This is a genomic window from Pseudonocardia hydrocarbonoxydans (genome assembly GCF_006539565.1).
Lineage (GTDB): Bacteria > Actinomycetota > Actinomycetes > Mycobacteriales > Pseudonocardiaceae > Pseudonocardia > Pseudonocardia hydrocarbonoxydans.
The window spans coordinates 40572-66678 of sequence record NZ_BJNG01000016.1; the positions used below are offsets into that span (position 1 = coordinate 40572).

19 protein-coding genes are annotated in these 26107 nt (G+C 74.6%); 5 read left to right on the forward strand and 14 right to left on the reverse strand.

Annotation, left to right across the window (positions count from 1 at the left end):
- Window positions 1-13 precede the first annotated feature (13 nt).
- The 3 genes from PHY01_RS10020 to PHY01_RS10030 all read right to left on the reverse strand — a co-directional run bounded on the left by PHY01_RS10020 (window position 14) and on the right by PHY01_RS10030 (window position 2124).
- Window positions 14-730 carry a maleylpyruvate isomerase family mycothiol-dependent enzyme gene (locus tag PHY01_RS10020; RefSeq protein WP_141278299.1) on the reverse strand — a complete coding sequence of 239 codons (717 nt, stop codon included), beginning with the start codon at window positions 728-730 and terminating at the stop codon, window positions 14-16.
- Window positions 727-1554: a fumarylacetoacetate hydrolase family protein gene (locus PHY01_RS10025; protein WP_141278300.1), complete on the reverse strand. Its 828-nt coding sequence runs from the start codon at window positions 1552-1554 to the stop codon at window positions 727-729. Before PHY01_RS10025 ends, PHY01_RS10020 begins: the two co-directional genes overlap by 4 nt.
- A 93-nt stretch (window positions 1555-1647) precedes the next feature.
- Window positions 1648-2124, reverse strand: coding sequence for a MarR family winged helix-turn-helix transcriptional regulator (locus PHY01_RS10030; protein ID WP_141278301.1), 477 nt, complete (start codon window positions 2122-2124; stop codon window positions 1648-1650).
- 90 nt (window positions 2125-2214) lie between these two features.
- On the opposite strand from PHY01_RS10030, the gene PHY01_RS10035 reads away from it, so the two are divergent.
- Window positions 2215-3810, forward strand: coding sequence for an MFS transporter (locus PHY01_RS10035; RefSeq protein WP_141278302.1), 1596 nt, complete (start codon window positions 2215-2217; stop codon window positions 3808-3810).
- A gap of 51 nt (window positions 3811-3861) precedes the next feature.
- On the opposite strand, the gene PHY01_RS10040 is transcribed toward PHY01_RS10035, so the two are convergent.
- Window positions 3862-6207 carry a xanthine dehydrogenase family protein molybdopterin-binding subunit gene (locus PHY01_RS10040; RefSeq protein ID WP_141278303.1) on the reverse strand — a complete coding sequence of 782 codons (2346 nt, stop codon included), beginning with the start codon at window positions 6205-6207 and terminating at the stop codon, window positions 3862-3864.
- A 182-nt stretch (window positions 6208-6389) separates the two neighbouring features.
- Between PHY01_RS10040 and PHY01_RS10045 the strand changes: the two genes are divergently transcribed.
- Window positions 6390-8042, forward strand: coding sequence for a fumarate hydratase (locus tag PHY01_RS10045; protein ID WP_141278304.1), 1653 nt, complete (start codon window positions 6390-6392; stop codon window positions 8040-8042).
- A 177-nt stretch (window positions 8043-8219) separates the two neighbouring features.
- Here the strand turns inward: PHY01_RS10045 and PHY01_RS10050 are convergent, their stop codons facing one another.
- The 3 genes from PHY01_RS10050 to PHY01_RS10060 are packed head-to-tail and all read right to left on the reverse strand — an operon-like array spanning window position 8220 to window position 13089.
- The gene (locus tag PHY01_RS10050) at window positions 8220-10994 is read right to left on the reverse strand and encodes a bifunctional acetate--CoA ligase family protein/GNAT family N-acetyltransferase (RefSeq protein WP_141278305.1); all 2775 of its coding nucleotides are present in this window, start codon (window positions 10992-10994) and stop codon (window positions 8220-8222) included.
- Window positions 10995-11017: 23 nt separating this feature from the next.
- Window positions 11018-12187, reverse strand: coding sequence for an acetoin utilization protein AcuC (locus PHY01_RS10055; RefSeq protein WP_141278306.1), 1170 nt, complete (start codon window positions 12185-12187; stop codon window positions 11018-11020).
- The gene (locus tag PHY01_RS10060; protein ID WP_170183740.1) at window positions 12184-13089 is read right to left on the reverse strand and encodes a sulfurtransferase; all 906 of its coding nucleotides are present in this window, start codon (window positions 13087-13089) and stop codon (window positions 12184-12186) included. The genes PHY01_RS10055 and PHY01_RS10060 overlap by 4 nt, the downstream gene beginning before the upstream one ends.
- Before the next feature lie 90 nt (window positions 13090-13179).
- Here PHY01_RS10060 and PHY01_RS10065 point away from each other — a divergent pair, with 90 nt between their 5' ends.
- Window positions 13180-13887 carry an iron-dependent transcriptional repressor DtxR gene (locus tag PHY01_RS10065; RefSeq protein WP_174824103.1) on the forward strand — a complete coding sequence of 236 codons (708 nt, stop codon included), beginning with the start codon at window positions 13180-13182 and terminating at the stop codon, window positions 13885-13887.
- A 51-nt stretch (window positions 13888-13938) separates the two neighbouring features.
- Window positions 13939-14901: a UDP-glucose 4-epimerase GalE gene (gene galE, locus PHY01_RS10070; protein WP_141278308.1), complete on the forward strand. Its 963-nt coding sequence runs from the start codon at window positions 13939-13941 to the stop codon at window positions 14899-14901.
- A gap of 5 nt (window positions 14902-14906) precedes the next feature.
- On the opposite strand, the gene PHY01_RS10075 is transcribed toward galE, so the two are convergent.
- Window positions 14907-15905 (reverse strand): DUF4192 domain-containing protein, encoded by a 999-nt coding sequence (locus PHY01_RS10075; protein ID WP_141278309.1) that lies wholly within the window; start codon window positions 15903-15905, stop codon window positions 14907-14909.
- Window positions 15906-16091: 186 nt separating this feature from the next.
- On the opposite strand from PHY01_RS10075, the gene sthA reads away from it, so the two are divergent.
- Window positions 16092-17516: a Si-specific NAD(P)(+) transhydrogenase gene (gene sthA, locus PHY01_RS10080; protein WP_141278310.1), complete on the forward strand. Its 1425-nt coding sequence runs from the start codon at window positions 16092-16094 to the stop codon at window positions 17514-17516.
- On the opposite strand, the gene PHY01_RS10085 is transcribed toward sthA, so the two are convergent.
- The 6 genes from PHY01_RS10085 to PHY01_RS10110 all read right to left on the reverse strand — a co-directional run bounded on the left by PHY01_RS10085 (window position 17513) and on the right by PHY01_RS10110 (window position 26092).
- Window positions 17513-18316, reverse strand: coding sequence for a M23 family metallopeptidase (locus tag PHY01_RS10085; RefSeq protein ID WP_246085814.1), 804 nt, complete (start codon window positions 18314-18316; stop codon window positions 17513-17515). The two genes, sthA and PHY01_RS10085, sit on opposite strands and share 4 nt — an antisense overlap.
- A 515-nt stretch (window positions 18317-18831) precedes the next feature.
- The gene (locus tag PHY01_RS10090; protein ID WP_141278311.1) at window positions 18832-22257 is read right to left on the reverse strand and encodes an indolepyruvate ferredoxin oxidoreductase family protein; all 3426 of its coding nucleotides are present in this window, start codon (window positions 22255-22257) and stop codon (window positions 18832-18834) included.
- A gap of 8 nt (window positions 22258-22265) precedes the next feature.
- Window positions 22266-23120, reverse strand: coding sequence for an IclR family transcriptional regulator (locus PHY01_RS10095; protein WP_141278312.1), 855 nt, complete (start codon window positions 23118-23120; stop codon window positions 22266-22268).
- Window positions 23121-23154: 34 nt separating this feature from the next.
- On the reverse strand, window positions 23155-24240 hold the full coding sequence (locus PHY01_RS10100) for a histidine phosphatase family protein (RefSeq protein WP_141278313.1): 1086 nt from the start codon (window positions 24238-24240) through the stop codon (window positions 23155-23157).
- Entirely contained in the window at window positions 24237-25166 is a 930-nt protein-coding gene (locus tag PHY01_RS10105; protein ID WP_141278314.1) for a catechol 2,3-dioxygenase, read from the reverse strand. The genes PHY01_RS10100 and PHY01_RS10105 overlap by 4 nt, the downstream gene beginning before the upstream one ends.
- The gene (locus tag PHY01_RS10110) at window positions 25163-26092 is read right to left on the reverse strand and encodes a catechol 2,3-dioxygenase (protein WP_141278315.1); all 930 of its coding nucleotides are present in this window, start codon (window positions 26090-26092) and stop codon (window positions 25163-25165) included. The genes PHY01_RS10105 and PHY01_RS10110 overlap by 4 nt, the downstream gene beginning before the upstream one ends.
- Window positions 26093-26107: the final 15 nt, after the last annotated feature.

The following is a 26107-nucleotide window of genomic DNA, read 5'->3' on the forward strand; positions in this document are numbered from 1 at the left end:
GCGACCCGCGGCGTCAGAGCCAGCGCGGCAGGACCGGGGGCCGGTGGCCCTCGGAGGTGCGCATGTCCTTGCCCCGGGACCGGCCCAGCGCCCAGGCCGCGAGCGAGGCGGCGGGGCCGCGCAGCTCGGGCCCGCTGCCGTCGCCCAGGACCCAGGAGTGCTCGGCGTCGGAGGCCACCAGGCGCAGCGGCGGGCAGTCCGGGTGCGCCCCGACGACGCGGACGACGTCGCCGATCAGCTCGACGAGCATCGGCACCGGCAGGTCGGCCAGCGAGGCGCCGACGTCGAGGTCGACGGCGTGGATCCACATCTCCCGTGCCCGGATCCACGGGATGTCGGTGGCCGGGATCGCCGTCCCCTGCACGTTGCGCACCTGCGCCGACCAGGCCTTCTCCGGCATCTCGCGCACGGCGACGGCGAGCCGGTCGGAGGAGTCGACGACGTCGTCGCGGATCGCCGCGGGGGGGCGCGTGGCACCGGCCTCGATGTCGGCGTCGCGGGCCTCCACGCTCGCGTACGCCGGGGTGGGCTCGCCGGTGCGCGCCCAGCGCAGGAGGTTGATCATGGCGTCGGCGTTGCGGGCCACGTGCGACAGGACGTGCGCGCGGCTCCAGCCGGGCAGGCCCGACGGCGCCGCGAACGCGTCGTCGCCCATCCGCGCCATCAGGCCGCGCAGGTGCGCCGCCCCGTCGCCCGCCCAGGCCAGCGTCTCGTCGAGCGAGCGGGTCACCGCTTCTCCTTGCGGCAGGTGTTGCGCAGCTCCCCGACGCCGGCGATCGAGGTCACGAGCTCGGCGCCGTCGGTCAGGTAGCGCGGGGGCGTGCGCGCGTGACCGACGCCGCCGGGGGTGCCGGTGGCGATGACGTCGCCGGGGTTCAGCGTGAGGATCGCCGAGAGGTAGACGACCAGGTCGACCGCGCCGAAGACCAGCTCCGAGGTCGACGAGTGCTGCACCGTCTCGCCGTCGAGGGTCGTGGAGATCTCCCAGCCGCCCTCGGGCAGCTCGTCGGGGGTGACCAGCCACGGCCCGAGCGGCGTGGAGTGCTCGAACGTCTTGCCCTGCAGGAACTGCCCGGTGCGGCGCTGGAAGTCGCGCACGCTGACGTCGTTGAGGACGGTGTAGCCGGCGATGGCGGCCTCGGCCTGCGCGCGGTCGGCGTGGCGCACCGGCGTGCCGATGACGACCGTCAGCTCGGCCTCCCAGTCGACCTTGTCCGAGGCCTCGGGCAGCACGATGTCGTCGTGCGCGCCGACCAGCGCGGGCGCGTACTTGCCGAACAGCGTCGGGTACTCGGGCATCTCGTTGCCCATCTCCAGGACGTGGTCGCGGTAGTTGAGGCCGACGCAGACGATCTTCTCCGGGGACGGGACGAGCGGGGCGTAGTCCAGCCCCGCCACGTCGTGGGTCGGTCCGGCGGCCGCGGCGGCGTGCGCGGCCCAGTCGGGGCGCTCCAGCAACGCGCGGACGTCGGCGTCGCCGGTCTCCACGGCCGTCGTGTCGTCCACCCGCACCGCACGGTGTCCCGTGGCGGTCCGGATCGTGGCCAGCCTCATCGATCCTCCTCCGTCGTCGGCCCGGTCGGGAGCCGTCGCAGGGGAAGTCTCGCCCAGCCCACCCGCCGCGCGCACCCGGGGGCGCCACCCGCGTCAGGGTGCGCTGAACCGGCGCATCGCCCCCGCGACCGCGCGCAGGTAGCCGATGACGACGGCGGCCTCCTCGGAGGACAGCCCGTCGGCGATCGCGTCGACGTCGGCCAGCAGCGGGGCGAGGGCGGCGAGCACGTCGCGCCGCGCCGAGTCGGTGGTCTCCACGATCAGCCGACGGCGGTCCGTGGGGTGCCGCACGCGCCGGACGTGACCCGACGCCTCCAGCCGGTCGACCAGTGCGGTCGCCGACGCCGAGCGGATGCCGAGATGGTTGCCCAGCTCCACCGGACCCATCCCCACCGGCGACTGCATCAGGATGTCCAGCGCGAGCGTCTCGTTGTGGCCGACACCCAGCCGGCGGGTCACCGCGTCGTCCACCGCGCCGCTGAGCCGGTTGACCTCGCGCAGCGCCCAGGACACCTCGCTGAGGTCGGGAGAGTCCCTGCGCTCCGCGGCCTCGACGTCGTCGTACGGCATGTCGGCCCCTTCCCCATGTAGCTAGCTTGCCTGGTGACCAGACAGCCTTACTCTTCGATCGCTAGATGAACTAGCTAACCGGAGGATTCCATGCACCCCTCGCCGCCGTCCACCGAGCGCCCACCGGCCCGCGACCGGTACCGCTGGTACGGCCTCGTCGCGATCGCGTTCGCGGTGTCGCTGGTCATCATCGACGTCACCATCGTCAACGTCGCCGTGCCGGCGATCATCACCGACCTCGGGGCGACCGCCACGCAGGCGCAGTGGGTCCAGGAGGCCTACACCCTGGTCTTCGCCGCACTGCTGCTGACCAGCGGGCGGATCGGCGACCGCATCGGCAGGCGGCGACTGCTCGTCGTCGGCATCGGGGTGTTCGTCGCCGCGAGCGTGCTCGCCGCCCTCGCCCCCACGCCCGGCCTGCTGATCGCCGCCCGGATGCTCCAGGGCGTCGGCGGGGCGGCGATCTTCCCCGCCACCCTGTCGCTGATCAACGCGACGTTCACCGGCCGCGAGCGCGGCGTCGCGTTCGCGGTCTGGGGCTCCACGATCGGCGGGATGGCCGCCGTCGGCCCGTTGCTGGGCGGGTGGCTCACCACCGAGGCGTCGTGGCGCTGGGCGTTCGGCATCAACGTGCCGCTGGGCGCGCTGGTGGTGGCCGGCCTGCTCGCCTTCGTCGTCGAGTCCCGCGACGGCGACGCCCGGCCCGGAATCGACGTCGGCGGCGCACTGCTGTCCGCCGGCGCGGCCGGGGCACTGGTGTTCGCGCTGATCGAGGGCCGCACCCTGGGCTGGTGGGCGGTGCGCGAGCCGGTCGGCGACTGGTGGCCCGGGCCGCTGTCCCCGGTGCCCTACCTGCTGGCGCTGTCCGCGGTGCTCGCCGCCGGCTTCGTGGCCCACCAGCGGCGCCGGGCCGCCGCCGGGCGGGTCGTGCTGCTGGACCTGGCGCTGTTCGCCATACCCAGCTTCCGGCGCGGCAACGTCGCCGCCCTGACGGTCTCGCTCGGCCAGTTCGGCATCCTCTTCGCGCTGCCGCTGTGGCTGCAGAACGCCCTCGGCTACACCGCGCTGCAGACCGGTGTGGCGCTGCTGCCGCTGGCGCTGGCGTCCTTCGTCGCGGGCGGGGTGGGCGGGGTGCTCACCGACCGGTTCGGCGCCGCGCGGACCGTGCAGCTCGGGCTGGTCTTCGAGCTGGCCGGGGTCTCCTGGCTGGCCTCGGTCATCGCCGTCGACACGCCGTGGTGGGCGACGGTCCCGGCGCTGGCGGTGTACGGCTTCGGCGTCGGCCTGGCCACGGCCCAGCTCGGCAACGTGGTGCTCGCCGACGTGCCGGCGTCCGCGAGCGGGCAGGCCTCCGGCACCGAGACCACCGCGCAGGAGCTCGGGTCCGCCCTCGGGATCGCGGTGCTGGGGACGGTGCTGTTCACCGAGCTGGGGCGCAGCCTCACCGAACGTCTGGGCGGCGCGCCCGACCTGGTCGACGCCGTGCGGGAGAGCGCGGGCGGGGCCATCGCCGGGCTCGCCGCGGACCCGGCCACCGCGGCCGTGGCCGACGCCGCCCGGGCCGCCCTCACCGACGGAGCCCGCACCGCGGCCTGGACCGCGAGCGCGTTCCTGACGCTGGGTCTGCTGGCGAGCCTGCGCCTGCGCACGGCGACGGCCCCCCGGGACGCCACCCCCGTGCGGTGAGCCGCCGCCCGGCCGCGACCCGGCGCCCGCGGGCCGCCCGGATCTCGCCGCCTAGATCTCGCCGCCCTGCGGGGCCGCCGCCCGCGCGCCGCGGACCGGCAGGGTGGCGAAGACCGCGGGCGGCTCCCGCCATGGGTCCGGCAGCGTGCCGGCCCGCGCGTCGCGGACCGCCCGCCACACCCGCTCGGGGGTGCAGGGCAGGTCGAGGTGCCGGACGCCGAGCGGGGCGAGGGCGTCGACCACCGCGTTCTGCACGGCCGGGGTGGCCCCGACCGTCGCCGACTCCCCGATCCCCTTGGCCCCCAGCGGGTTGAGCGGGGTCGGGGTCTCGGTGGTGGCGGTCTCGAAGGTGAACAGGTCGGCCGCGGTCGGCATCCGGTAGTCGGCGAGCGTGGCGGTGAGCGGCTGGCCGTCGGCGTCGAACACCACCTCCTCGTAGAGCGCCTGCGCGACGCCCTGGGCCAGGCCGCCGTGCTGCTGCCCGGTGACCAGCAGCGGGTTGAGCACCCGCCCGCAGTCGTCGACGGCGACGTGGCGCAGCGGCGTGACCTTCCCGGTCTCGGTGTCGACCTCCACCACCGAGACGTGCGCGCCGAACGGGAACGTGGCCCCGTCCTGGCGGAAGTCGAGCCCGGCGTGGATCTCGCGGTCGCCGACCACCTGCGCCCAGGTGAGGGTGACCCCTGGGACGCCGCTGACGCCGAACTCGCCGTCCTCGGTCAGCTCGACGTCGTCCTCGGCCGCCTCCAGCAGCGCCGCGGCCCGGCGACGGGCCTGCTCCAGCACGTCGTCGGCGGCGACGAGGACGGCGTTGCCGCCCAGCTGCAGCGACCGCGACCCGCCGGTGCCGCTCCCCCGCGGCACGGCCGCGGTGTCGGACTGGACGAAGGTGAAGCGCTCCATCGGGATGCCGAGGCGGTCGCTCGCGAGCATCGCGAACGCCGTGGGGTGGCCCTGGCCGTGCCCGGAGGTGCCCGCGGAGATCGTCGCGGTGCCGTCGGCGTGCACCGTGACCGAGCCGAACTCCGAGCCGCCACCGCCCGCGGTGATCTCGACGTAGACGGACACCCCGACGCCGAGCTGCACCGGGTCGCCGTTCTCGCGGCGGGTGGCCTGCTCCTCGCGCACCTTCTCGATGCCGACCAGCCGCAGCGCCTCGCGCAGCGGGAGGTCGTAGTCGCCGACGTCGTAGCGCGCGCCCGGGATCGTGGTGTGCGGGAAGCCGTCGGGGGCCAGCAGGTTGCGGCGGCGCAGCTCGACCGGGTCGATGCCCAGCTCGGCGGCGGCCATGTCCATGATCCGCTCCAGGTGGGCGGTGGCCTCCGGGCGGCCGGCGCCGCGGAACGCGCCCATCGGGGTGGTGGTCGTCAGCGCGACGGCGGCGTCGTAGCCGAGCTTCGGGATGTCGTAGACGCCCTGGCTCATCGTGTACGTCGGGCCGAGCGCGAGCGCGCCGCCGAACCCGGCGTAGGCCCCGGAGTCGGCGACGACCCGCGCCCGCAGGCCGGTGATCCGGCCCGCGCGGGTGAGCCCGAGCTCGTAGTAGGCGATCTGGCCGCGGCCGTGCGGCATCGAGACGAGGTTCTCCGAGCGGGTCTCGACCCAGCGCACCGGCCGCCCCAGCGCGCGGGCGACGGCGACGGCCGTGGTGTGCTCGGCGAGCATCCCGGCCTTGCCGCCGAAGCCCCCTCCGACGTGCGGGGCGATCACGCGCACCTGCTCGGGCTCCAGCCCGGACAGCGCGGCGGCCTGGGTGCGGAAGCCGTGCGGCATCTGGGTGGAGACCCAGATCGTGAGCTCGCCGTCCGGTTCGGGTCGCACCGCGATCGCGTTGCCCTCCATCGGCATGACGGCGAGGCGCTGGTTGACCATCCGCGCCCGGACCACGACCTCGGCGTCGGCCAGCGGGTCGCCCTCGCTGCGGACCCCGCCCGCCAGGTTGTCGGAACGGCCCGGGTACTGCACCGGGGCCCCGGGGGCCAGCGCCTCCTCCGGGTCGACGGCGGCGGGCCGCGGGTCGTAGTCGACCTCGACGAGCTCGGCGGCGTCGACCGCCTCGGCCTGCGTGGACGCCACCACGACCGCGACGGCCTCGCCGACGAACCGCACGCGGTCGGTCGCCAGCGGGGGCCGCGGCAGATCGGGGTTGAGCACCATCAGCCCGTGGTGCGCGGGGAGGTCGAGGTCGGCCGCGGTGTACACGGCGACGACCCCGGGGGCGGCGGCCGCGGCGGCGGTGTCGACGCCGGTGACGTGGCCGTGGGCCAGCGGGGAGCGGACGAAGGTGAGGTGCAGCATCCCGTCGAGGCCGAGGTTGCCGACGTAGGTGCTCGCCCCGGTGATCAGGTCGAGGTCCTCGACCCGGCGGACGGAGGTACCGAGGATCGATCCAGGCATGTGCCAACGCTAACTGAATCGCTCCGTGCCCGTCAGCGGTTGACGGGACCTCCCCGTTCGGGGAGGGTCTCCATCCGGAGACCCCGCGCCGGGGGACCTCATGGTCTCCCCGCGCAATCCCCCGGGGGGCCGGACTGGTCGGGGGCCGGTCCGGCCTCCCGACCACTTGTTACCGTCCCTCCGTGCCTGACTTCCACCACACAGAGGTGCTTCCCCTCGGCCCCGACACCACCGAGTACCGGCGGCTCGACCTCCCGCCGGGTCGGGTGGTGGAAGCGGCGGGCCGCACGTTCCTGGAGATCGAGCCGGCGACCATCACCGCACTGGTGCGCGAGTCGGTGCACGACATCCAGCACTACCTGCGTACCTCGCACCTGGCCCAGCTGCGCGCGATCGTCGACGACCCCGAGGCCTCGCCCAACGACCGCTTCGTCGCGACCGACCTGCTGCGCAACGCGTGCGTCTCCGCGGGGGGCGTGCTGCCGATGTGCCAGGACACCGGCACCGCGATCGTCATCGGCAAGCGCACGGAGACGGTGCTGACCGGCGGCGCCGACGAGGAGTCGGTCTCGCGCGGCATCTTCGAGGCCTACGACACGCTCAACCTGCGGTACTCGCAGATGGCGCCCACGTCGTTCTGGGACGAGCGCAACACCGGCACCAACCTGCCCGCGCAGGTCGAGCTGTACTCGGTGCCGGGGCAGGCGCCGAAGTACGAGTTCCTGACGATGGCCAAGGGCGGCGGCAGCGCCAACAAGACCTTCCTCTACCAGGAGACGAAGGCGCTGCTGAACCCGAAGAAGCTCGCCGCGTTCCTCGACGAGAAGCTGCGCTCGCTCGGCACCGCGGCCTGCCCGCCCTACCACCTCGCGGTGGTCGTCGGCGGGATGTCGGCGGAGTACACGCTCAAGGTCGCCAAGCTCGCCTCGGCCCGCTACCTGGACAACCTCCCCGCGGCGGGCTCCGAGCTCGGGCACGCCTTCCGCGACCACGACCTGGAGAAGCAGGTCCTGGAGCTGACGGCGCAGTTCGGCATCGGCGCCCAGTTCGGCGGCAAGTACTTCTGCCACGACGTGCGCGTGGTGCGCCTGCCCCGCCACGGCGCGTCGCTGCCCGTCGGCATCGCGGTGTCCTGCTCGGCCGACCGCCAGGCCAAGGCCAAGATCACCCCCGACGGGGTGTTCCTGGAGCAGCTCGAGCGCGATCCGGCGCAGTTCCTGCCCGACACCACCGACGAGGGCCTGTCCGACGAGGTCGTGCGCGTCGACCTCAACCGCCCGATGTCCGAGATCCGCGAGCAGCTCTCGGCGCTGCCGGTGAAGACCCGCGTGTCGCTCACCGGGCCGCTGGTCGTCGCCCGCGACATCGCCCACGCCAAGATCGCCGAGCGGCTCGACGCGGGTGAGGAGATGCCCGCCTACCTGCGCGACCACCCCGTCTACTACGCCGGCCCGGCCAAGACCCCCACCGGCTACGCCTCGGGCTCCTTCGGCCCGACCACCGCGGGACGCATGGACTCCTACGTGGCCCAGTTCCAGGCCGCGGGCGGGTCGCTGGTGATGCTGGCCAAGGGCAACCGTTCGCAGCAGGTCACCGACTCGTGTGCGGCGAACGGCGGGTTCTACCTCGGCTCGATCGGCGGCCCCGCGGCCCGGCTGGCGCAGGACTGCATCCGCTCGGTCGACGTCCTGGAGTACGCCGAGCTGGGCATGGAGGCGGTCTGGAAGATCGAGGTGGAGGACTTCCCCGCGTTCGTGGTGGTCGACGACAAGGGCAACGACTTCTTCTCCGAGGTCAGCGCCCCCACCCTGCAGATCGGCTTCCGCCGCTCCTGACACTCCGCGCCCGGCACACCGCGCGGCACGCCGGACGCCCCTCCCCGCGGCCCGCGGCCCGCGGCCCGCGGCCCGCGCGCACCGTCGGGCCCCACGCGCACCGTCGACGGTGCGCGTGGGTACCCGCAGGTGCGCGTGGGTGCCCGGGAGGGGCGCGCCTCGGGCGCCGGGCCCGGATCAGCCCAGCCGCCGGGGCCCGCCGTCGTTGCGGGTGGGCGGGGGGCCGAGCACGACCCGGGCACCGGTGACGAAGGCGCCGGCCGCCGAGGCCAGCACCGGGTCGAGGGCGAGGGTGCGCACCTCTGGCAGCTCCTCGGCGATCTTGCCCACCCGCAGCACCAGCTGCTCGAGTGCCGCGAGGTCGGTGGGCTCGCTGCCCCGGTAGCCGGCGAGCAACGGGGCCGCGCGCGGGCCGCGGACGAGCGCGGCGGCGTCCTGGTCGGACACCGGCACCACCCGGAACGCGCGGTCGCCGAGCAGCTCGGTGGCCACCCCCGACAGCCCGAAGGACAGCAGGGACCCGAACGACGGGTCCTCGACGACCTCCAGCACGCACGAGGTGCCCCGGGGCGCCATCCGCTGCACGTAGACCTCGTCGTCACCGGTGAGCGCGACCAGGTCGTCGACGGCGCGGCGGACGTCGTCGCCGGTGCCGATGTCCAGGCGCACCCCGACCAGGTCGGTGCGGTGCCGCCACCGGTCGCCGACCGCCTTGATCGCCACCGGGTAGCCGAGCTCGTCGGCGGCCTCGGCCGCCTCGGCAGCACCGCGCGCCCGGCGGAACGGTGTCAGCGTGATGCCGAAGCAGCCGAGCAGGGCCACCGCCGACCCGTCGTCGAGCCGACCCGCGGGCAACCCGGCGACCAGCTCGCGGGCCCGGTCGAGGTCGATGTCCTCGGGGGTGACGAACTCCCCCACCGGCCGGGCGCGCCACCGCGAGTAGCGCGAGACGCGCGCCAGTGCGGCCACCGCCCGTTCCGGGCTCGGGAAGCTCGGCACCGAACCGGGCCCCGGCGAGCCGTCCGGGCCCGGTAGGGCGAGCTCGGCCGGCACCCCCTCGACGGCCAGGAACACCGCCACGACCGGCTTGCCCGACCCGGACACCGCCTCGCGCAGCGCGCGGGCGTACTCGGCGCCGGGGGTGGCGATCGGGGGGACGAACACCGCGACGAGCGCGTCGCACCGGTCGTCGGCCACCGCGGCCGCCACCGCCGCGGCGAACTCCGCCGGGCCGGCGGCGGCTCCGACGTCGACGGCGTCGCCTGCCGGGTCGAGCCCGGAGTCCAGGAGGCCGTCGGTGACCAGCAGGCCCAGCGCCGTGGAGTTGCCGACGACCGCCACCCGGGGGCCCTCGGGCAGCGGCTGGTAGGCCAGCAGCAGGGCGGTGTCGAACAGCTCGGACAGCGTCTCGACCCGGATCACGCCGGCCTGCTCGAACAGCACCTTGACGCTGGCGTCGTCGATCGGGGCGGAGAACTCGGCGTGCGCCGCGATCGGCGCCGAGTGCCGCCCGCTCTTGACGGCCACGATCGGCTTGGTGCGGGCCAGGCGCCGGGCGAGCCGGGCGAACTTGCGCGGGTTGCCGAAGGTCTCCAGGTAGAGCAGCACGACGTCGGTGGCCGGGTCGGTCTGCCAGTACTGGAGCAGGTCGTTGCCCGACAGGTCGGCCCGGTTGCCCGCCGAGACGAACGTCGACAGGCCCAGGCCGCGCTCCTTGGCCGCCGCCAGGATGGCGATGCCCAACGCGCCGGACTGGGAGAAGAACCCGACGCGCCCGCGGCCCGGCAGGGTCGGGGCCAGGGTGGCGTTGAGCCGCACGTCCAGGTCGGTGTTGGCCACGCCGAGCGCGTTGGGACCGATCACCCGCATGCCGTGCGCGCGGGCCTCCTCGACGAGGCGGCGCTGGGCCCCCGAACCGTCGACGCCGACGTCGGCGAACCCCGCGCTGACGACGACGAGGGCCTTCACCCCCTTGGCCAGGCAGGAGTCCATCACCTCGTCGACGCCCGCGGCGGGCACCGCGACCACGGCCAGGTCGACGTCGTCGGGGATGTCGGTGACCGACGGGTACGCCCGGACCCCGCGCACCGACCGCGCCTCGGAGTTGACCGGGTACACCGGGCCGGTGAAGTTGCCGCGCAGCAGGTTGGCGAACACCGCGTGGCCGATCTTCGACGGGTCGGTGGAGGCCCCGATGACCGCCACCGACCGCGGGTGCAGCACGTTGTACACGCTGCGGGCCTCGGCGCGCTGCTCCCGGGAGTCGCGCACGGCCAGCGACTTCTCGGTGGGGTCGATGTCGAACTCCAGGTGCAGCACGCCGTCGGCGAACGCCCGGCTCACCTGGTAGCCGGCCTGGCGGAACACCCGCACCATCGCGTGGTTCTCGACCAGCACCTCGGCCTCGAAGCGGCGCAGCCCGTTCTCCCGCGCCGCGGCCGCGAGGTGCTCGAGCAGGATCGACCCGAGCCCGCGGCCCTGGTGGGTGTCGCGGGCGACGAAGGCGACCTCCGCCGAGTCGATGCCTGCCGTGCCGTCCGTGCCACCCGGCCCGCCGTCGCCGGGCAGGCCCTCGTACCGCCCGACGGCGATGATCTCGTCACCCAGCAGGCAGATGAACGCGACGCGCGCCCGGTGGTCGACGACGGTGAACCGCTCCAGGTCGCGCGCGGAGATCCGCGGATAGGGGCCGAAGAAGCGCAGGTACCGGGTGCGTTCGGACAGGCTCTCGTGGAAGCGCAGCAGCGCGTCGGCGTCGGAGGGCAGGATCGGGCGCAGGTGCACGATCCCGCCGTCGGAGGCCACCACGTCGGCCTCCCAGTGCCGGGGGTACCCCGGGACCGGCGGGGGCCCCGTGTCGTCGGCGGGGGGCGGGTCGTCGGTCGGGGGCGGGTCGTCGGTCGGGGGCGGGGCGTCGGCCGGGGTCGGCGGGGCGCCCGGGGAGCGGGTCATCGCGGGTCTTCTCCGTGGCCGCGTCAGTCGCGCGGGTCGTCGGGGTCGAGTCCGTGCAGCGGGAACACCGCGCGGCGGGTCTCCAGGATCGCGGTGTCGACCCGCTCCGCGACGTCGCCCCACGGGACGAACGCCGGGTCCTTCCCGTCGGTCATCGCCGTGGGCAGCGCGTGGCGGGTGAGGCCCGCGGTGTGGGCGACCCATTCGGCGGGCAGCGGGCGGGCCGGGTCGACGTCGCGGTCGAGGGCGGTGGCCAGCAGGTGGGTCCACGAGCGGGGCACGACCCGGAACAGCGAGTAGCCGCCCCCGCCGAGCACCAGCCACTTTCCCCCGGCCGTGCGCTCGGCCAGGTCGCGCAGGGAGTGGTAGATCGCCCGCTGGCCGTCGACCGACAGCTCGAGGTGGGCCAGCGGGTCGTCGGCGTGGGTGTCGGCCCCGCACTCGGTGACGAGCACCTGCGGCCGGAACGACTCCAGCAGCGAGGGCACCACGGCGTGGAACGCGCGCAGCCAGCCCGCGTCGCCCGTGCCCGGCGGCAGCCCGACGTTGACCGCGTAGCCCGCGCCGTCGCCCTTCCCGTACTCCCCCGGCCATCCCGTGCCCGGCCACAGCGTCAGCGGGTGCTGGTGCATCGAGATCGTCATCACGCGCGGGTCGTCGTAGAAGGCGGCCTGCACGCCGTCGCCGTGGTGGACGTCGACGTCGACGTAGGCGATCCGCTCGTAGCCCTGCTCCAGCAGCCACGCGATCGCGATCGAGCAGTCGTTGTAGACGCAGAACCCGGCGGCGCGGTCGGCCATGGCGTGGTGCAGCCCGCCGGCAAGGTTGACCGCGCGGTCGGCCCGGCCCTCGGCGATGGTGCGCGCGGCGAGCAGCGACCCGCCCGCGATCAGCGCACTCGCCTCGTGCATCCCCAGGAAGATCGGGTTGTCGTCGGTGCCGAGCCCGTGCCCGACACCCCACGGCTCGTGCGGCGCACTGCGCACGGCGGTGAGGTAGGACGGGGTGTGGCAGCGCAGCAGGTCCTCGTCGGCGGCCGGCTCCGGCACCAGCGTCTCGACCCCGTCGAGGACGCCGAGCTGCTCGGCCAGGCGCATCGTCAGGTCGAGGCGCACGGGGTTGAGGGGGTGGTCGTCGGAGAGCTGGTAGCTCAGGAAGTCCGGCGTCCAGACCACCGAGGTGCGGGGGCTCATGACCGTCGACCGTAGGCGGGTGCGTCGCCGGTGGCCACCGGCCGCCCGAGCGCGCACCAGTTCGACCACGACCCGACGTAGAGCGCGGCCGGGTCGCCGGCCGGGCGCAGCCCGGCGTGCTCGACGGCGAGCACCAGCGCCGCGGCCGTGACGCCCGACCCGCAGTAGGCGGCCACCGCGGTGCCGTCGCCGACCCCCAGCGCGGCCAGGAGCTCCGCCATCCGCCCGGGTCCGGGCCAGAACCCGTCGGGGCCGGACAGCTCGGCGGCCGGGAGGTTCACCGCGCCGGGGACGTGGCCGGCCACCGGGTCGAGCGGCTCGGTCTCGCCGCGGAAGCGCGGGCCCGACCGGGCGTCGACGAGCACCCCGCCCGCCTCGACGACGGCCGCGGCCCCGTCGGCGTCGAGCACCGGCATGGCCCCGGGCCGCACCACCACGTCGCCCGCGACGGGCGGGGTCGGTGCGTCGATGACCGGGAGCCCGGCGGCCACCCATGCCGCCCAGCCCCCGTCGAGCACCTGCACCCGGTCGGCCGGGAGCCCGGCCCAGCGCAGCAGCCACCAGGCCCGACCGGCCATCGTGACGTCGCCGTGGTCGAGGACGACGACGTGCGAGGAGTCGCGCACCCCGGCGCCGCGCAGCGCGTCCTGCAGGCGCCCCGGCTCGGGCAGCGGGTGCCTCCCGGCCGGCCCGGGCGCGGACGCGAGGTCGGTGTCGAGGTCGAGGTACACCGACCCGGGGACGTGGGAGGCGGCGTACTCCTCGCGCCCCGGAGGTCCGGCGGGGCCCGCCACGGGCGGGCGGCGGACGTCGATCACGACCGGACGCGGCTCCCCGGACGGCGCGGCGAGGAGGGCGGCCAGCGCGGCGGGACGGATCAGCGGGCTCGTCGGTGCAGGCACGACACCATCCTGCCCGCCGCACGGTCCGGGATGCGGGACGACCGCGGGTGCGTTGCCCGGATACGATGGACGACGACGAAGGGGCCGAGTGTGAACGAGCTCATCGATACCACCGAGATGTACCTCCGCACGATCTACGAGCTGGAGGAGGAAGGCGTCGTGCCGCTGCGGGCACGGATCGCCGAGCGGCTGGGCCAGAGCGGCCCGACCGTGAGCCAGACCGTCGCGCGCATGGAGCGCGACGGGTTGGTGGTGGTGGCGGGTGACCGCCACCTGGAGCTGACCGACGCGGGCCGTTCGCGGGCCGTGGCCGTGATGCGCAAGCACCGCCTGGCCGAGCGCCTGCTCACCGACGTGATCGGTCTGGAGTGGGAGCTGGTGCACGCCGAGGCGTGCCGCTGGGAGCACGTGATGAGCGACGCCGTGGAGCGCAAGCTCGTGGCCCTGCTCGACAACCCCACGATCTCCCCGTACGGCAACCCCATCCCCGGCCTCGACGAGCTGGCGCAGCACCGCACCGCCCCCGGTGGGCCGCCCACCCTGGAGGTGGGCCTGCAGCGGCTCGACGAGTTCGCCCGCCGCGGCGGGGGCACCGTGGAGGTGCGGCGGATCGCCGAGCACGTGCAGATGGACGCCACGCTGATGGCGGAGCTGAAGGGGTCGGGCATCGTGCCCGGCCACGACGTGGAGGTGCACTCCATCTCCCGCTTCGGTGACGCCGTGCCGGTCACCTCCGAGGGCGAGGGCTCGTCGGTGGCCCCCCTCATCGCGCACGCGGTGCTGGTGCGGGCGAGGTAGTCCGGTCGTGGGACGGTGTGCTCGCCCCCACCCCGTCCCCTGAGGAGTCCTGTGAAGCTGCTCGTCACCGGCGGCGCCGGCTACATCGGCAGCGTGTGCGCCGCCCACCTGCTCGCCGCGGGCCACGACGTCACCGTGCTCGACGACCTGTCGACCGGCCACCGCGACGCCGTGCCCGACGGCGCGGAGTTCGTGGAGGGCGAGGTCGGCGAGGCGTCCGGTGACGTGCTCGCGGCCGGCTTCGACGGCGTGCTGCACTTCGCCGCGCGCTCGCTGGTGGGCGAGTCCGTGCAGCACCCCGAGCGCTACTGGACCGGCAACGTGGTGGCCTCGCTGCGGCTGCTGGAGGCGATCCGCGCCCACCGCACCCCGCGGCTGGTGTTCTCCTCCACCGCCGCCACCTACGGCGAGCCCGAGCAGGTGCCGATCCGGGAGGACGCGCCTGCGCGCCCGACCAACCCCTACGGCGCGAGCAAGCTGGCCATCGACCACGCCATCACCTCCTACGCCGACGCCCACGGGCTGGCCGCGGTGAGCCTGCGGTACTTCAACGTGGGCGGCGCGCACGGGCGCTACGGCGAGCGGCACCGCACCGAGACCCACCTCATCCCGATCGTGCTGCAGGTGGCCGCCGGGCAACGCGAGTCGGTGCAGGTCTACGGCGAGGACTGGCCCACCCCCGACGGCACGTGCATCCGCGACTACGTGCACGTCGACGACCTGGCCTCGGCGCACCTGCTCGCGCTCGCCCACGCCACGCCCGGCACCCACGCGATCTACAACCTGGGCAGCGGCACCGGCTTCTCGGTGCGCGAGGTCATCGACGCCTGCCGCGAGGTGACCGGGCACCCGATCCCCGCGGTGGCCGCACCCCGCCGCGACGGCGACCCGGCCGTGCTCGTGGCCTCCAGCGACGCGATCTCCGCCACGCTGGGCTGGTCGCGGGCGCACACCGGGCTGCACTCGATCGTGGCCGACGCCTGGCGCTTCGCCCAGGAGCGGCTCCCCGTCTGAGCCGCTCACCGGCCGGTGCCCAGCAGGTGCGCCCGGAGCTCCTCGGGCCGCACCGGAACCGACGCGGCCGACCGCAGCAGCCGTGCCAGCCGGTGCCCGGGCCAGGCGCGCTCGGCCCGGTCGAGCGCGACGTTGGCCAGCGCGCCCTCCCCGCGCAGCAGCGCGCAGGCGGCGAGCAACGCGGCGGGCTCGGCGGCCTCGGGGTCGGGCAGCTCCCGGCACAGCGCCGCCCACAGCGTCTCCCCGCCGGCGAGACCGGGGTGGGCCTCCCGGGCGCAGCGCAGCAGCACCGCGTCGCGCACGGTCGGGCGGGTGAGCGCCGCGGCCAGGGCGAGCGCGCGGGGGTCGTCGATCACGCACCGGCCCGCGGCGGCGTCGGCGAGGGCGGTGTCGAGCACCGCGAGATGGCGGGCGTCGTCATCGGGGAGGGCGGCGTCGAAAGGGTCGGCGGCCAGCAGCCGCTCGCGGCGGCGGATCCGTACCCCGTCGACGGGCTCGACGAGCCGTTCGAGCTCCGCACGGCTCCCGCGCAGGACGCTGCCCGCCACCACCGCGGCGGCGGCGAACTCGGTGCCCGCCGGATCGGCCAGCACCCCGGTGCACGCGCACTCCCCGAAGCAGCCCCACCGGCCTCCCGCGTCGGTGTGCTCGGCCCACAGCGCCGTGTGCAGCGTGATCCCGTGGTCGTCGAGCAGGTCGGCCGCCGCGTCGAGCACGTCGGTGCGCCCCCGCGCCCGGGCCCCCACGACGACGACCGCGGCACCGGCCGGGTCGTCGGAGCAGAGCGTGGCCACGGCGTGCGCGACGACGTCGTGGACGTGCGCCGGGGGCGGCAGGTCGACGCGCAGCGTCAACCCGATGCGGCGGCCCGACGGGCCCCCGGTGGCGACGAGCACGAGCGACTCGCGGGGCCGGAAGCCCAAGACGACGGGCACGGCGGCGACGAGGTCGGCCGGGTGGCCCAGGCGCAGCAGGGTCGGTGCGGTGGCGGGGGTGGAGGTCATGGCGCCAGCGTCGGGACCGGCCCGGCCCGACGCCACCGCATGATCGACATCCTGTGGACGGCGGGGCGGCCCGGGCGCCGGGAGCCCCCGATGTGGACAGCCGCACCTCGCCGGCGCGGAACTGTCGCCGCGCACTGTTAACCTCCCGCGCTTGCCCGCCGCGCGCCGGGCCGCGACGCTGGCCCGGTGAGCGAGCGGACTGGTGCCTACGACTACGACCTGCTGGTGATCGGATCCGGACCGGGAGGCCAGAAAGCCGCCATCGCGGCGGCCAAGCTGGGCAAACGGGTCTGTGTGGCCGAGCGGCGGCACATGATGGGCGGGGTGTGCGTCAACACCGGCACCATCCCGTCGAAGACGCTGCGCGAGGCCGTCCTCTACCTCACCGGGTTCGCCCAGCGCGACATGTACGGCGCGAGCTACCGCGTGAAGTCCGAGATCACCATCTCCGACCTGCTGGCCCGCACCCAGCACGTCGTCGGCCGCGAGGTCGAGGTCATCCGCAACCAGCTGATGCGCAACCACGTCGACCTGCTCGGGGGCACCGCGCGGTTCGTCGACGCGCACACCGTCGCCGTCGAGGGCGAGGCCCGCGGCGACCACAACACCGTCACCGCCGAGAACATCGTCATCGCCACCGGCACCCGCCCGGCGCGGCCCGCGGAGGTGGAGTTCGACGCCGACCACGTGATGGACTCCGACGGCGTGCTGGACATGAAGCGGGTCCCCGGGTCGATGGTCGTGGTCGGGGCGGGGGTCATCGGCATCGAGTACGCGTCGATGTTCGCCGCGCTCGGCACGCGCGTCACGGTCGTCGAGAAGCGGCCGCGGATGCTCGAGTTCTGCGATCCCGAGGTCGTCGAGTCGCTGAAGTTCCACCTGCGCGACCAGGCCGTCACCTTCCGCTTCGGCGAGGAGGTGGAGAAGGTCGAGATCACGCCGAAGGGCACCGTCACGAGCCTGGCCAGCGGGAAGCGGATCGCCGCCGACATGGTCATGTACTCGGCGGGGCGCCAGGGCGTCACCGACGAGCTCGACCTGGAGAAGGCCGGGCTGCAGGCCGACCGGCGCGGCCGCATCAGCGTCGACGGCCGGTACCGCACCTCGGTGCCGCACATCTTCGCGGTCGGCGACGTCATCGGGTTCCCCGCGCTGGCCGCCACGAGCATGGACCAGGGCCGCCTCGCCGCCTACCACGCGTTCGACGAACCGGTCCGCGAGCTGCAGGAGCTGCAGCCGATCGGCATCTACACCGTCCCCGAGATCTCCTACTGCGGCCGGACCGAGGAGGAGCTGACGGCGGGCTCGGTGCCCTACGAGGTCGGTGTCTCGCGCTACCGCGAGCTCGCACGGGGCGCCATCGTCGGCGACTCCTACGGGATGCTCAAGCTGCTGGTCTCGACGCAGGACCGCACGCTGCTCGGCGTGCACGTGTTCGGCTCCGGCGCCACCGACCTCGTGCACATCGGCCAGGCGATCATGGGGTGCGGCGGCACCGTCGACTATCTGGTGGACACGGTGCTCAACTACCCGACGCTGTCGGAGGCCTACAAGGTGGCGGCGCTCGACGTCACCAACAAGATCCGGGCGCTGGAGGCGTTCTCGGGCTAGGTCAGGCCGATCCCGCGCTCGTCGAGCCACGGGCGGGGGTTGACCTTCGTGCCGCCCGGGGTGACGACCTCGAAGTGCAGGTGGGGGCCGGTGGAACGGCCCTCGTTGCCGACCTCGGCGATGACCTCGCCCGCCGACACCGACTCGCCCACGCTCACCAGCGAGCGGCTGATGTGGCCGTAGACGGTGACCGTGCCGTCGTCGTGGCGCACCCGGACCCACTGGCCGAAGCCGCTGGCCGGGCCGGAGTCGATCACGGTGCCGTCGAGCGGCACCCGGATCGGGGTGCCGATCGGGGCGGCGATGTCGAGGCCCTGGTGGGAGGTGCCCCAGCGGGCGCCGAACCCGGAGGTGATCCGGCCGACGACCATCTGCACGCCCCCGGCGACCGACGCGACGGCCGACTCGGCGAGGCGCGCCTCCTCGGCGACCCTGGCCTCCTCGGCCAGCCGCGCCTCCTCCGCGGCCCGCGCGGCCTGCTCGGCGGCGACGCGCTGCACCTCGGCGGCCTTCACCAGGTCGGCCGCGCCGACCACCTGCGGTTCGGGCGCCACCGGGGCGACGGCCGGGACCGGCTGGGCGACCAGCGGGAGGGCCGCCTGCGCGACGGGCGCACCGGGCGTCAGCAGCTCGCCGAGGCCGACGCGCAGGACGTTGGCCCCGTCGGCGGCGGCGGGCAGGGCCTGGGACAGCGCCATCTGCCCGGCCGCGGCGAGCGCGCTGCCGGCGACGGCGAGCGCGACGAGCCGGGTGGGGCCGGACACGGAGTCGGGCAGGGCGAGGGAGCGACCCGCCGCCACACCGGCTCCCGCTGCCGCCGGGGAGCTCGGCAGCGGGAGCGCGAGGTGTGTGCGACGGCGCTGGGGGGAGCGGTGCCGAGACACAACCTTTTCCTTCCGGATCGTCGCGGCCCGGGGACGTTCCCGTCGGGGGGCGGGCGGACCGCTGGGGAGTGCGGTCCGTCGTCCGGTGCTGTGACCGGGCCGTTATCGATCCGAGACGACGTTAACCGAGCCCGGCCGCCCGGAACCCCGGGCGGTGCGGAACTGAGGTCGTCGGCCCACGGGGCGCGCCGAGCGGCAGGAACGGCGTGTCCGGCCCGACACGCCGGGTGAACCCCCGTCCGTTCACCGCAGCGACCCGGCCCGTCCCCCGTCGGCGTCACCCGGTGACCGGTCCGGACGGCGCGCGGAGGCCGCGGTACCGGCGAACGGAGCAGCCCCGGCGGTCACCCGTCGTGCCCGGCGCGGCGGGCGGCCGTCCACCGGTGATCCGGAGTGCCGCGCCCGCCCGCGTCAAGCCGACGCGGGCGGGGTCACAGGCCGAGCTCGGCCAGCCGCTCCCGGTAGCGCGCCACGTTCGCCAGCTTGACGTCCTCGTAGCCGCGGACCAGGTCGGCCGCCTGCGCCGCGGCGACGGCGGTGGCGTGGTTGTCGGCCGTCAGACCGGCCGCGAGGCGCAGGACCATGGCGCGGTAGCCGTCGCGCAGCTCGCGCTCCAGGCGGCGGACCTCCGTGCGGCCGAACGGGTCGAGCGGGGTGCCGCGCAGCACCCGGCCACGGGCCAGCGTGGCGAGCACCGGCCGCATCCACGGCCCGAACGCGATCTTGCGCTGCCGACCCAGCGACTTGAGGACCGGCGGGTGCAGCCGGTAGCGCCGCCGCTCGCCGCCGGGGACCTCGGCGGCGAGTGCCGCCTCGAAGGCCGGGTCGGTGAGCAGCCGGGCCACCTCGTACTCGTCCTTGTAGGCGGTGAGCTTGTGCAACCCGCGGGCGACGGCCTCGCTGAAGGCGGTGTCGTCGCCGAGCGCGCGCTCGGCCCGCCACGCCGTCTGCACGTCGCGGACGTAGGCCCGCGCGGTGCGGACGCCCTGGTAGCCGACGAGCTGCGCCGCCCGGATCCCGGTCAGGCGGCGGGTCTCCCCCGCGAGCTCGCCCAGGTCCTCGAACACGGCCGGGGCGGGCGCTGCCACCGAACCGGTGGCGGCCGCGAACGCCGCCGGGTCGGCGACGGCGACGCGCCCCCAGCGGAACGCCGCGGTGTTCACCGCGACCGCCACGCCGTTGAGCTCGATCGCCCACTCGATCGACGCGGCCGTGAGCGGCAGCGCGCCGGACTGGTACGCCGCGCCGACGACGAGCAGGTTGGCCGGCATGGCGTCGCCGAACAGGGCGTTCGCGGCGGCCTGGGCGTCGAGCGCCACCACTGCACGGGACGTGCCGGCGATCCGGGCCACCAGCGCGTCGACGTCGGGGGCGGCGACCGAGGCGTCGCGCACCATCGCGCCGGTGGGCACCGCGCCGGTGGAGACGACGGCCAGCGTGTGCTCGGGCGAGGCGTAGCCGAGGTGGCGGCCGTCGGCGCCGACCAGGGCGTCGAAGGCCAGGTAGGCGCCCGCGGTGCCCGCGCCGACGCGGTTGGCCGGTCCGAGCGCCGCGGCGTCGGCGGCGATCCGCAGGTGCGAGGTGACGGGGCCGGCCTTCTGGGAGAGCCCGGTCTGGTCGACGCCGTGCACCGCGCGCCCGTCGCGGACCGCGGCCGAGGCCAGCACCTGGTTGACGGTGACGATGCCGGTGCCGCCGATGCCGGCGAGGAACAGGTCGCCGGAGGTCGGGGAATCGACGTCGGGGACCGCCGGGGGTTCGCGCCGCTCCGGGCGGGTGGCCGAGACCCCCGGCGGCAGCTCCACCGTGACGAACGACGGGCAGTCGCCGTCGAGGCAGGAGTAGTCGGTGTTGCAGGAGGTCTGGTCGATGCGGGTCTTGCGCCCGAACTCGGTGTCGACGGGCTGCACCGACAGGCAGTTGCTCTTCACCCCGCAGTCGCCGCAGCCCTCGCAGACCGCCTCGTTGATGACGACGCGGGTCGGCCGGACCGCGAGCGTCCCGCGCTTGCGCAGCCGCCGGGACTCCGCGGCGCAGCGCTGGTCGTAGACCAGCACGGACACGCCCTCGACCGACGCCAGCACGCGCTGCGCCTCGTCGAACCGGTCGCGGTGCCACAGGTCGACCCCGGCCGGCAGTGGGGACAGGGCCCGGTAGCGCTCCGGCTCGTCGGCGCACACGATGATCTTCCGGACGCCCTCGGCCAGCAGCTTGGTGGCCAGCTGCGGCACCTCCAGGCCGCCCTCGGCGTCCTGTCCGCCGGTCATCGCGACGGCGCGGTTGTAGAGCAGCTTGTAGGTGATCGAGACACCGGCGGCGACGCAGGCCTGGATCGCGAGCTGCCCGGAGTGGGCGAACGTGCCGTCGCCCATGTTCTGGTACATGTGCCCGGCCTCGGTGAACGGCGACTGGCCGATCCACTGCGCGCCCTCGCCGCCCATCTGGGTGATCGAGGTGACCTCGCTGGCCGGCCGGTGCGTCAGCGCCACCATCGCGTGGCAGCCGATCCCGCCGCCCGCGACCGCGCCGTCGGGCACCACCGTCGAGCGGTTGTGCGGGCAGCCGGAGCAGAAGTACGGCGTGCGGGCGACGGGCAGCAGCTCCAGCTTCGGCGGCTCGCGCCGCTCCGGGGCCAGCTCGACCCGCCCGGCCAGCACGCGGCGCAGCGGCCCGGCCAGCGCGCCCGCCGTCAGCTCCCCCGCCTCGGGGACGAGCGGTCGCCCGTCGGCGTCGGTCGAGCCCAGGACGGCGGGGGCGTCGGGCTGCCCGTAGAGGGCGTCCCGCACCGCGGCCTCGACGAACGACGACTTCTCCTCGACGACGAGCACCGTGTCCAGCCCGCGCGCGAACCCGCGCAGCCGCCCGCGGTCCAGCGGGTGCACCATGCCCAGGCGCAGCAGCGAGATCCCCGCGCGGCGGCAGCCGTCGTCGTCGAGCCCGAGGTCGGCGAGCGCCTGGCGGACGTCGGTGAACGCCTTGCCCGCGGCCACCACACCGATCCGCGCGTCCGGCGCCGCCACCTCCACGACGTCGATCGGGTTCGCCGCCAGGAACGCCCGCAACATCGCCCAGCGCGGCCCGTACATCTGCGCCTCGGCCTCCAGCGAGCCGGGCGGGGCGAGCATCGGGAACTGCCGGTACTCCCACGGCCTCCCGTCCCACTCGATCTCCGGGACGGTGATGTCGACGTCGCCGCACGACCCGTCGACGGTGAACAGGCCGTCGGCGACGTCGGCGGTGATTTTCATGCCCACCCACATGCCCGACGCCCGCGACATCGCCACGCCGTAGCGGCCCAGCCGCACGATCTCCTCCGCCGTGCCCGGGTAGAGGACGGGCAGGCCGAACCCGGCCAGGGTGCGCTCGCTAATGCACGGGATGGTCGAGGACTTGCAGCTCGGGTCGTCACCGGCCAGGACCAGGACGCCGCCGCGGGGGTGCGCGCCGCACATGTTGCCGTGCCGCAGCGGGTCGCCCGCCCGGTCGACGCCGGGCGCCTTGCCGTACCAGACGCCGACGGCCCCGTCGACGGTGCGCGGGTGGCCGGGCACCTCGACCTGGCTGCCCCAGACCGCCGTGGCGGCCAGCTCCTCGTTGACGCCCGGGACCAGCGTCAGCCCGGCGTTCTCGCGCAGCTCCGCCGCGCGGGCGAGGGTCTGGTCGAGCCCGCCGAGCGGGCTGCCCTGGTAGCCGGAGACGAACGACGCGGTGCGCAAGCCCGCCGCGGCGTCGGCGGCGTGCTGCTCCACGAGCATCCGCGCGATGGCCTGGACACCCGTCAGCAGGACGGGCCCGGCCCCGGCGCGGTACCGCGAGGCGAGCTCGAAGTCGACGGGGCGGGAGTCCTGCAGCGTCATGGCGCTCCTTATTCCTGTGACCGCTCCAGGGCCGCGGACACCGACGCCGCCGCCCTCCGGACACTCTGCACGACCGCGACCTTGCGCGCTCCGAGCACGCGCGAGGTCCCGCCGACCACGGAGATCGCCGCGACGGCCACCGTCCGCTCGCCGCGGCGCAGCACGATCGGCGCCGCGATCGACGACATCCCCATCGTGTGCTCCTCGCGCGAGGCCGCGTAGCCGTCGACGAGCACCTGGTGCAGCACCTGCCGGTACCGGTTCGGGTCGACGATGGTGAACGGCGTGCGCCGCACGAACCCGCGGTCCAGGATCGCCTGCGCCATCGACGGGTTGTACGCCGCGATCGCCTTCGCCGAGCTGGACGAGTGCCCCGGCCCGCGGCGGTAGAGCTCGGTGTGGAACAGCGTGCCCGCGCCGCTGGCCTCCAGCCGGTCGACGAACAGCACGTCGGCGCCCACCGGCACCGCGAGCTGGGCGGTCTCGCGCAGCACCTCCCGCAGCTCACCGAGCACCGGCAGGGCCAGCTCGCGCAGCATCAGCCGGTCGACGGCCAGCTGCCCGATCTCGAACAGTCGCAGGCCCAGCCGGTAACGCCCGGCGCGCGAGCGCTCCAGCATCCCCGACGCCGCCAGCGCGGCCAGCATCCGCGACGCCGTGCTCTTCGCGACGCCCAGCTCCGCCGCCACCCGCGTGGCGCCCAGCTCCCGTTCCCGCTCGAAGCAGCCGAGCACGGCCATCGCTATGGACACCGAGCGCAGCGGGCCGTCGCCCACCGCGTCGCCGTCGACCTCCGGGACCGGGACCTCGGGCGCGAGCGCGGCCGGGTCCAGGATCGCCTCGTCGAGATCCAGGATCGTCATCTGCCCAGGGCTCCCACCGTCACGACTCCCACCGTCACGACTCCCACTGCGGGAACTCGTCCGGCGGCGGCACGTTCACCTCGGTGACCCGGTTGCGGTAGGACACGAACGCGGTCTGCCCGCCCTCGCGCAGCTTCACCCGGATCTCCTCGGTGTTGAGCGGCTCGCCCGGGTCGTAACCGTGCGCCCAGGTGGCGAACGCGCGCATCGGCCCGGAGTGGGTGGCCGCGAGGATCCGCTGGTCGCCCGGGTTCTCCGCGATGAGCCGGTGGAACCCGCGCCAGAACCGGCGCACGCACAGCGCGGGCGGTTCGAAGTACATCAGCGGGATCGTCAGCCAGGTCTGGATCGGGTCGCCCCCGCCCAGCTGCACGCGGTAGAACCGGTCGATCTCGACGAGCCAGCGGGGCCGGTCGCCGACCGCCATCCGCTCCAGCTTCTCCATCGTCGACTGGTACTGCCGGAACGCCGAGGTGACGTCGCGCAGGCCGTCGGGGGTCCACACCCCGAAGTTGCGCAGCTCCGGGATCGGCGTCGGCTCGGTGAGGGTGATGTCCTTGCCCCACATCGCCATGCCGTCCTGCGCGCCGTTGTAGAGCTGGACGGCGGTCTGCCGGGCGCGGTTGGTGTCGGCGTGCACCAGGCGGACGGTGTCGCCCGCGTCCCAGCGCCGGGCCAGCTCGTGGCCGCGGCGGTGGGCCTGCCAGCCGCCCATCGGCGTCAGGCCGGCGTCGGTGGAGTACCCCTGCGTGATGCCGTGGCGGATGATCGAGATCTCACAGACGAACTTCTCGCTCGCCCGTCGCTCGACCGGTGCCGCGACCTCCTTGCCGCGCGTCGCCTCGGCCAGGGCCGGGGTGAACGTCGCGCCGTCGAACTCGACCGTCGGCGCGGGCGGGGCCGCCGTCGCGCCCCGCTCGCGGAAGCGGCGCAGGTACAGCGGGGTCTCGTCGACGGTCGCGGTGCCGGTCCCGGCCTTGTTCGCGGTGCCGCTGCTGTTGCCGCCGCGGCCGTTGCTGCCGTTCGTCGCCGGCGCGGAGCCCTGGCGTTCCCGGTACCGGGCGAGGTAGTTCGGCGCCTCGTACCGGTCGAGCTTGCGCGGGTCGTGGGGGGCGGTCACGAGTGCACCGTGAAGAAGCGCTCGTTGACCTGGCGGTGGTAGTAGAAGATGGCGCGCCCCATCTCCTCCTCGGTCCAGGTGATCGGCTCGAAGTCGGGGTCGACCCAGTAGCCGCCGGTGAACAGCTCGTTGCGGTTGCCGACCGGGTCGAAGAAGTAGGTGGTGTACCCGCGGGTCACGCCGTGCCGCGTGGGGGCGACGTCGATCTGCACGCCGTGGTAGGCGAGGGTGTCGGCGGCGTCGCGGATGCCGTTCCAGTCGTCCATCCAGAACGCGAAGTGGTGCAGCGCCCCGTTCGGCCCGGTGATCACCGCGATGTCGTGCGGGGTGTGCGAGCGCTCCAGGAACGCCGCGAGCTGGTGGCCGTCGTTGGCCACGATCTGCTCGGTGAGCCGGAACTCCAGCACGCCCGAGAAGAACGCGGAGAACGCCTCGACGTCCTCGGCCATGACGAACACGTGGTCCAGCCGCGGCGGCGCGATGCCGACGAGGTCCTGCGGCCGGGGCGGCGGGTTGGTCATCGGCAGCATGTTGCCCAGGCGCTCCATGCCGTGCACCAGCTCGACCAGGTGGCCCGACGGGGCCTCGAAGCGGATCGCCTCGCCCCAGCCCGGGCCCAGCTCGCGCGCCGCGTACCGCTTCACCGGCACGCTCGCGGCTTGCAGCTTCTCGGTGAAGTAGTCCAGGTCGGCGGCCTCGGCGACCTTGAACGCCATGTGGTCCAGGCCGTAGGTCGGCGCCTGGCGCAGGACGACGGAGTGGTGCTCGTGCTCGTCCCAGCACTTGAGGAACACGCGGTCGACACCGTCGCGGACGTCGCGGGCGGTCTCGATCAGGCCGAGCACCTCGGTGTAGTAGGCGGCGCACAGCTCGAGGTCCGGCACCCGGATCTCGACGTGCTGCAGGCGAAGGATTCGATCACTCATGTGTGCATCCTCAGGAAGCGCTGGCTGACGATGTTCTCGTAGTAGAAGAGCCCCTTGCCGAACTCCTGCTCCGTCCAGGTGATGATCTCCTGGTCCGGGTCGACCCAGTAGCCGCCGGTGAACACCTCGTTGCGGATGCCGAGCGGGTCGAAGAAGTAGATGGTGTTGCCGCGGGTGACACCGTGCCGCGTCGGGCCCTGGTCGATCTGCACGCCGTTGTATGCCAGCGTGTCGGCGGCCTTGCGGATGTGGTCCCAGTCGTCGAGCCAGTACGCCCAGTGGTGCAGCGCGCCGTTGGGCCCGTTGACGATCGCGATGTCGTGCGGGGAGTTGGTGCGGCCCGCGAGCCAGACGCCCATCTGGTGACCGTTGCCGTCGAGCACCTGCTCGGTGAGCCGCAGGCCCAGCACGTCCTGGAAGAACCGCGCCGCCTCGCCCACCTCCTCGGCGTTGACGAGCATGTGGTCCATCCGGGGCGGCGCGATGCCCGGCAGGTCCGGGGGCGGCACCGGGGCCGGGTTGTGCTTGCCCAGGACGTTGCCGGTCTTCTCGACGTCCCAGACGAGCTCCATGATCTGGCCCGACGGCACCTCGAAGCGGATCGACTCGCCCTGGCCGACGGCCTCCCCCTTCGAGACGCGGGAGACCTGGGCGCCGTAGTCGGCGAGCTTCTTCTCGAAGTCGTGCAGGTCGTCCTCGTGCTCGACGCGGAAGGTGAAGGAGTCCATCCCGGTGCGCGGGTTGTAGCGCATGCGCAGCGAGTGGTGGTCCTCCTCGTCCCAGCACTTGAAGTAGACGGTGTCGCCCAACTCCGGGTCGACGGTGCGCTGGACCTGCTGCAGGCCCATGACCTCGGTGTAGTAGGCGGTGGCGAGATCGAGGTCCGGCGTGCGGACGTCGATGTGGGCGAGGCGGAGGATGCCCATGTATCAGCTCCCGGT

What these genes read in the sequence shown, in the direction of transcription:
- PHY01_RS10025 (WP_141278300.1), bottom strand. Translation starts at nt 1,554, where the DNA reads ATGAGGCTGGCCACGATCCGGACCGCCACGGGACACCGTGCGGTGCGG.
- PHY01_RS10030 (WP_141278301.1), bottom strand. Translation starts at nt 2,124, where the DNA reads ATGCCGTACGACGACGTCGAGGCCGCGGAGCGCAGGGACTCTCCCGAC.
- PHY01_RS10035 (WP_141278302.1), top strand. Translation starts at nt 2,215, where the DNA reads ATGCACCCCTCGCCGCCGTCCACCGAGCGCCCACCGGCCCGCGACCGG.
- PHY01_RS10040 (WP_141278303.1), bottom strand. Translation starts at nt 6,207, where the DNA reads ATGCCTGGATCGATCCTCGGTACCTCCGTCCGCCGGGTCGAGGACCTC.
- PHY01_RS10050 (WP_141278305.1), bottom strand. Translation starts at nt 10,994, where the DNA reads ATGACCCGCTCCCCGGGCGCCCCGCCGACCCCGGCCGACGCCCCGCCC.
- PHY01_RS10055 (WP_141278306.1), bottom strand. Translation starts at nt 12,187, where the DNA reads ATGAGCCCCCGCACCTCGGTGGTCTGGACGCCGGACTTCCTGAGCTAC.
- PHY01_RS10075 (WP_141278309.1), bottom strand. Translation starts at nt 15,905, where the DNA reads ATGACCTCCACCCCCGCCACCGCACCGACCCTGCTGCGCCTGGGCCAC.
- PHY01_RS10090 (WP_141278311.1), bottom strand. Translation starts at nt 22,257, where the DNA reads ATGACGCTGCAGGACTCCCGCCCCGTCGACTTCGAGCTCGCCTCGCGG.
- PHY01_RS10095 (WP_141278312.1), bottom strand. Translation starts at nt 23,120, where the DNA reads ATGACGATCCTGGATCTCGACGAGGCGATCCTGGACCCGGCCGCGCTC.
- PHY01_RS10105 (WP_141278314.1), bottom strand. Translation starts at nt 25,166, where the DNA reads ATGAGTGATCGAATCCTTCGCCTGCAGCACGTCGAGATCCGGGTGCCG.
- PHY01_RS10110 (WP_141278315.1), bottom strand. Translation starts at nt 26,092, where the DNA reads ATGGGCATCCTCCGCCTCGCCCACATCGACGTCCGCACGCCGGACCTC.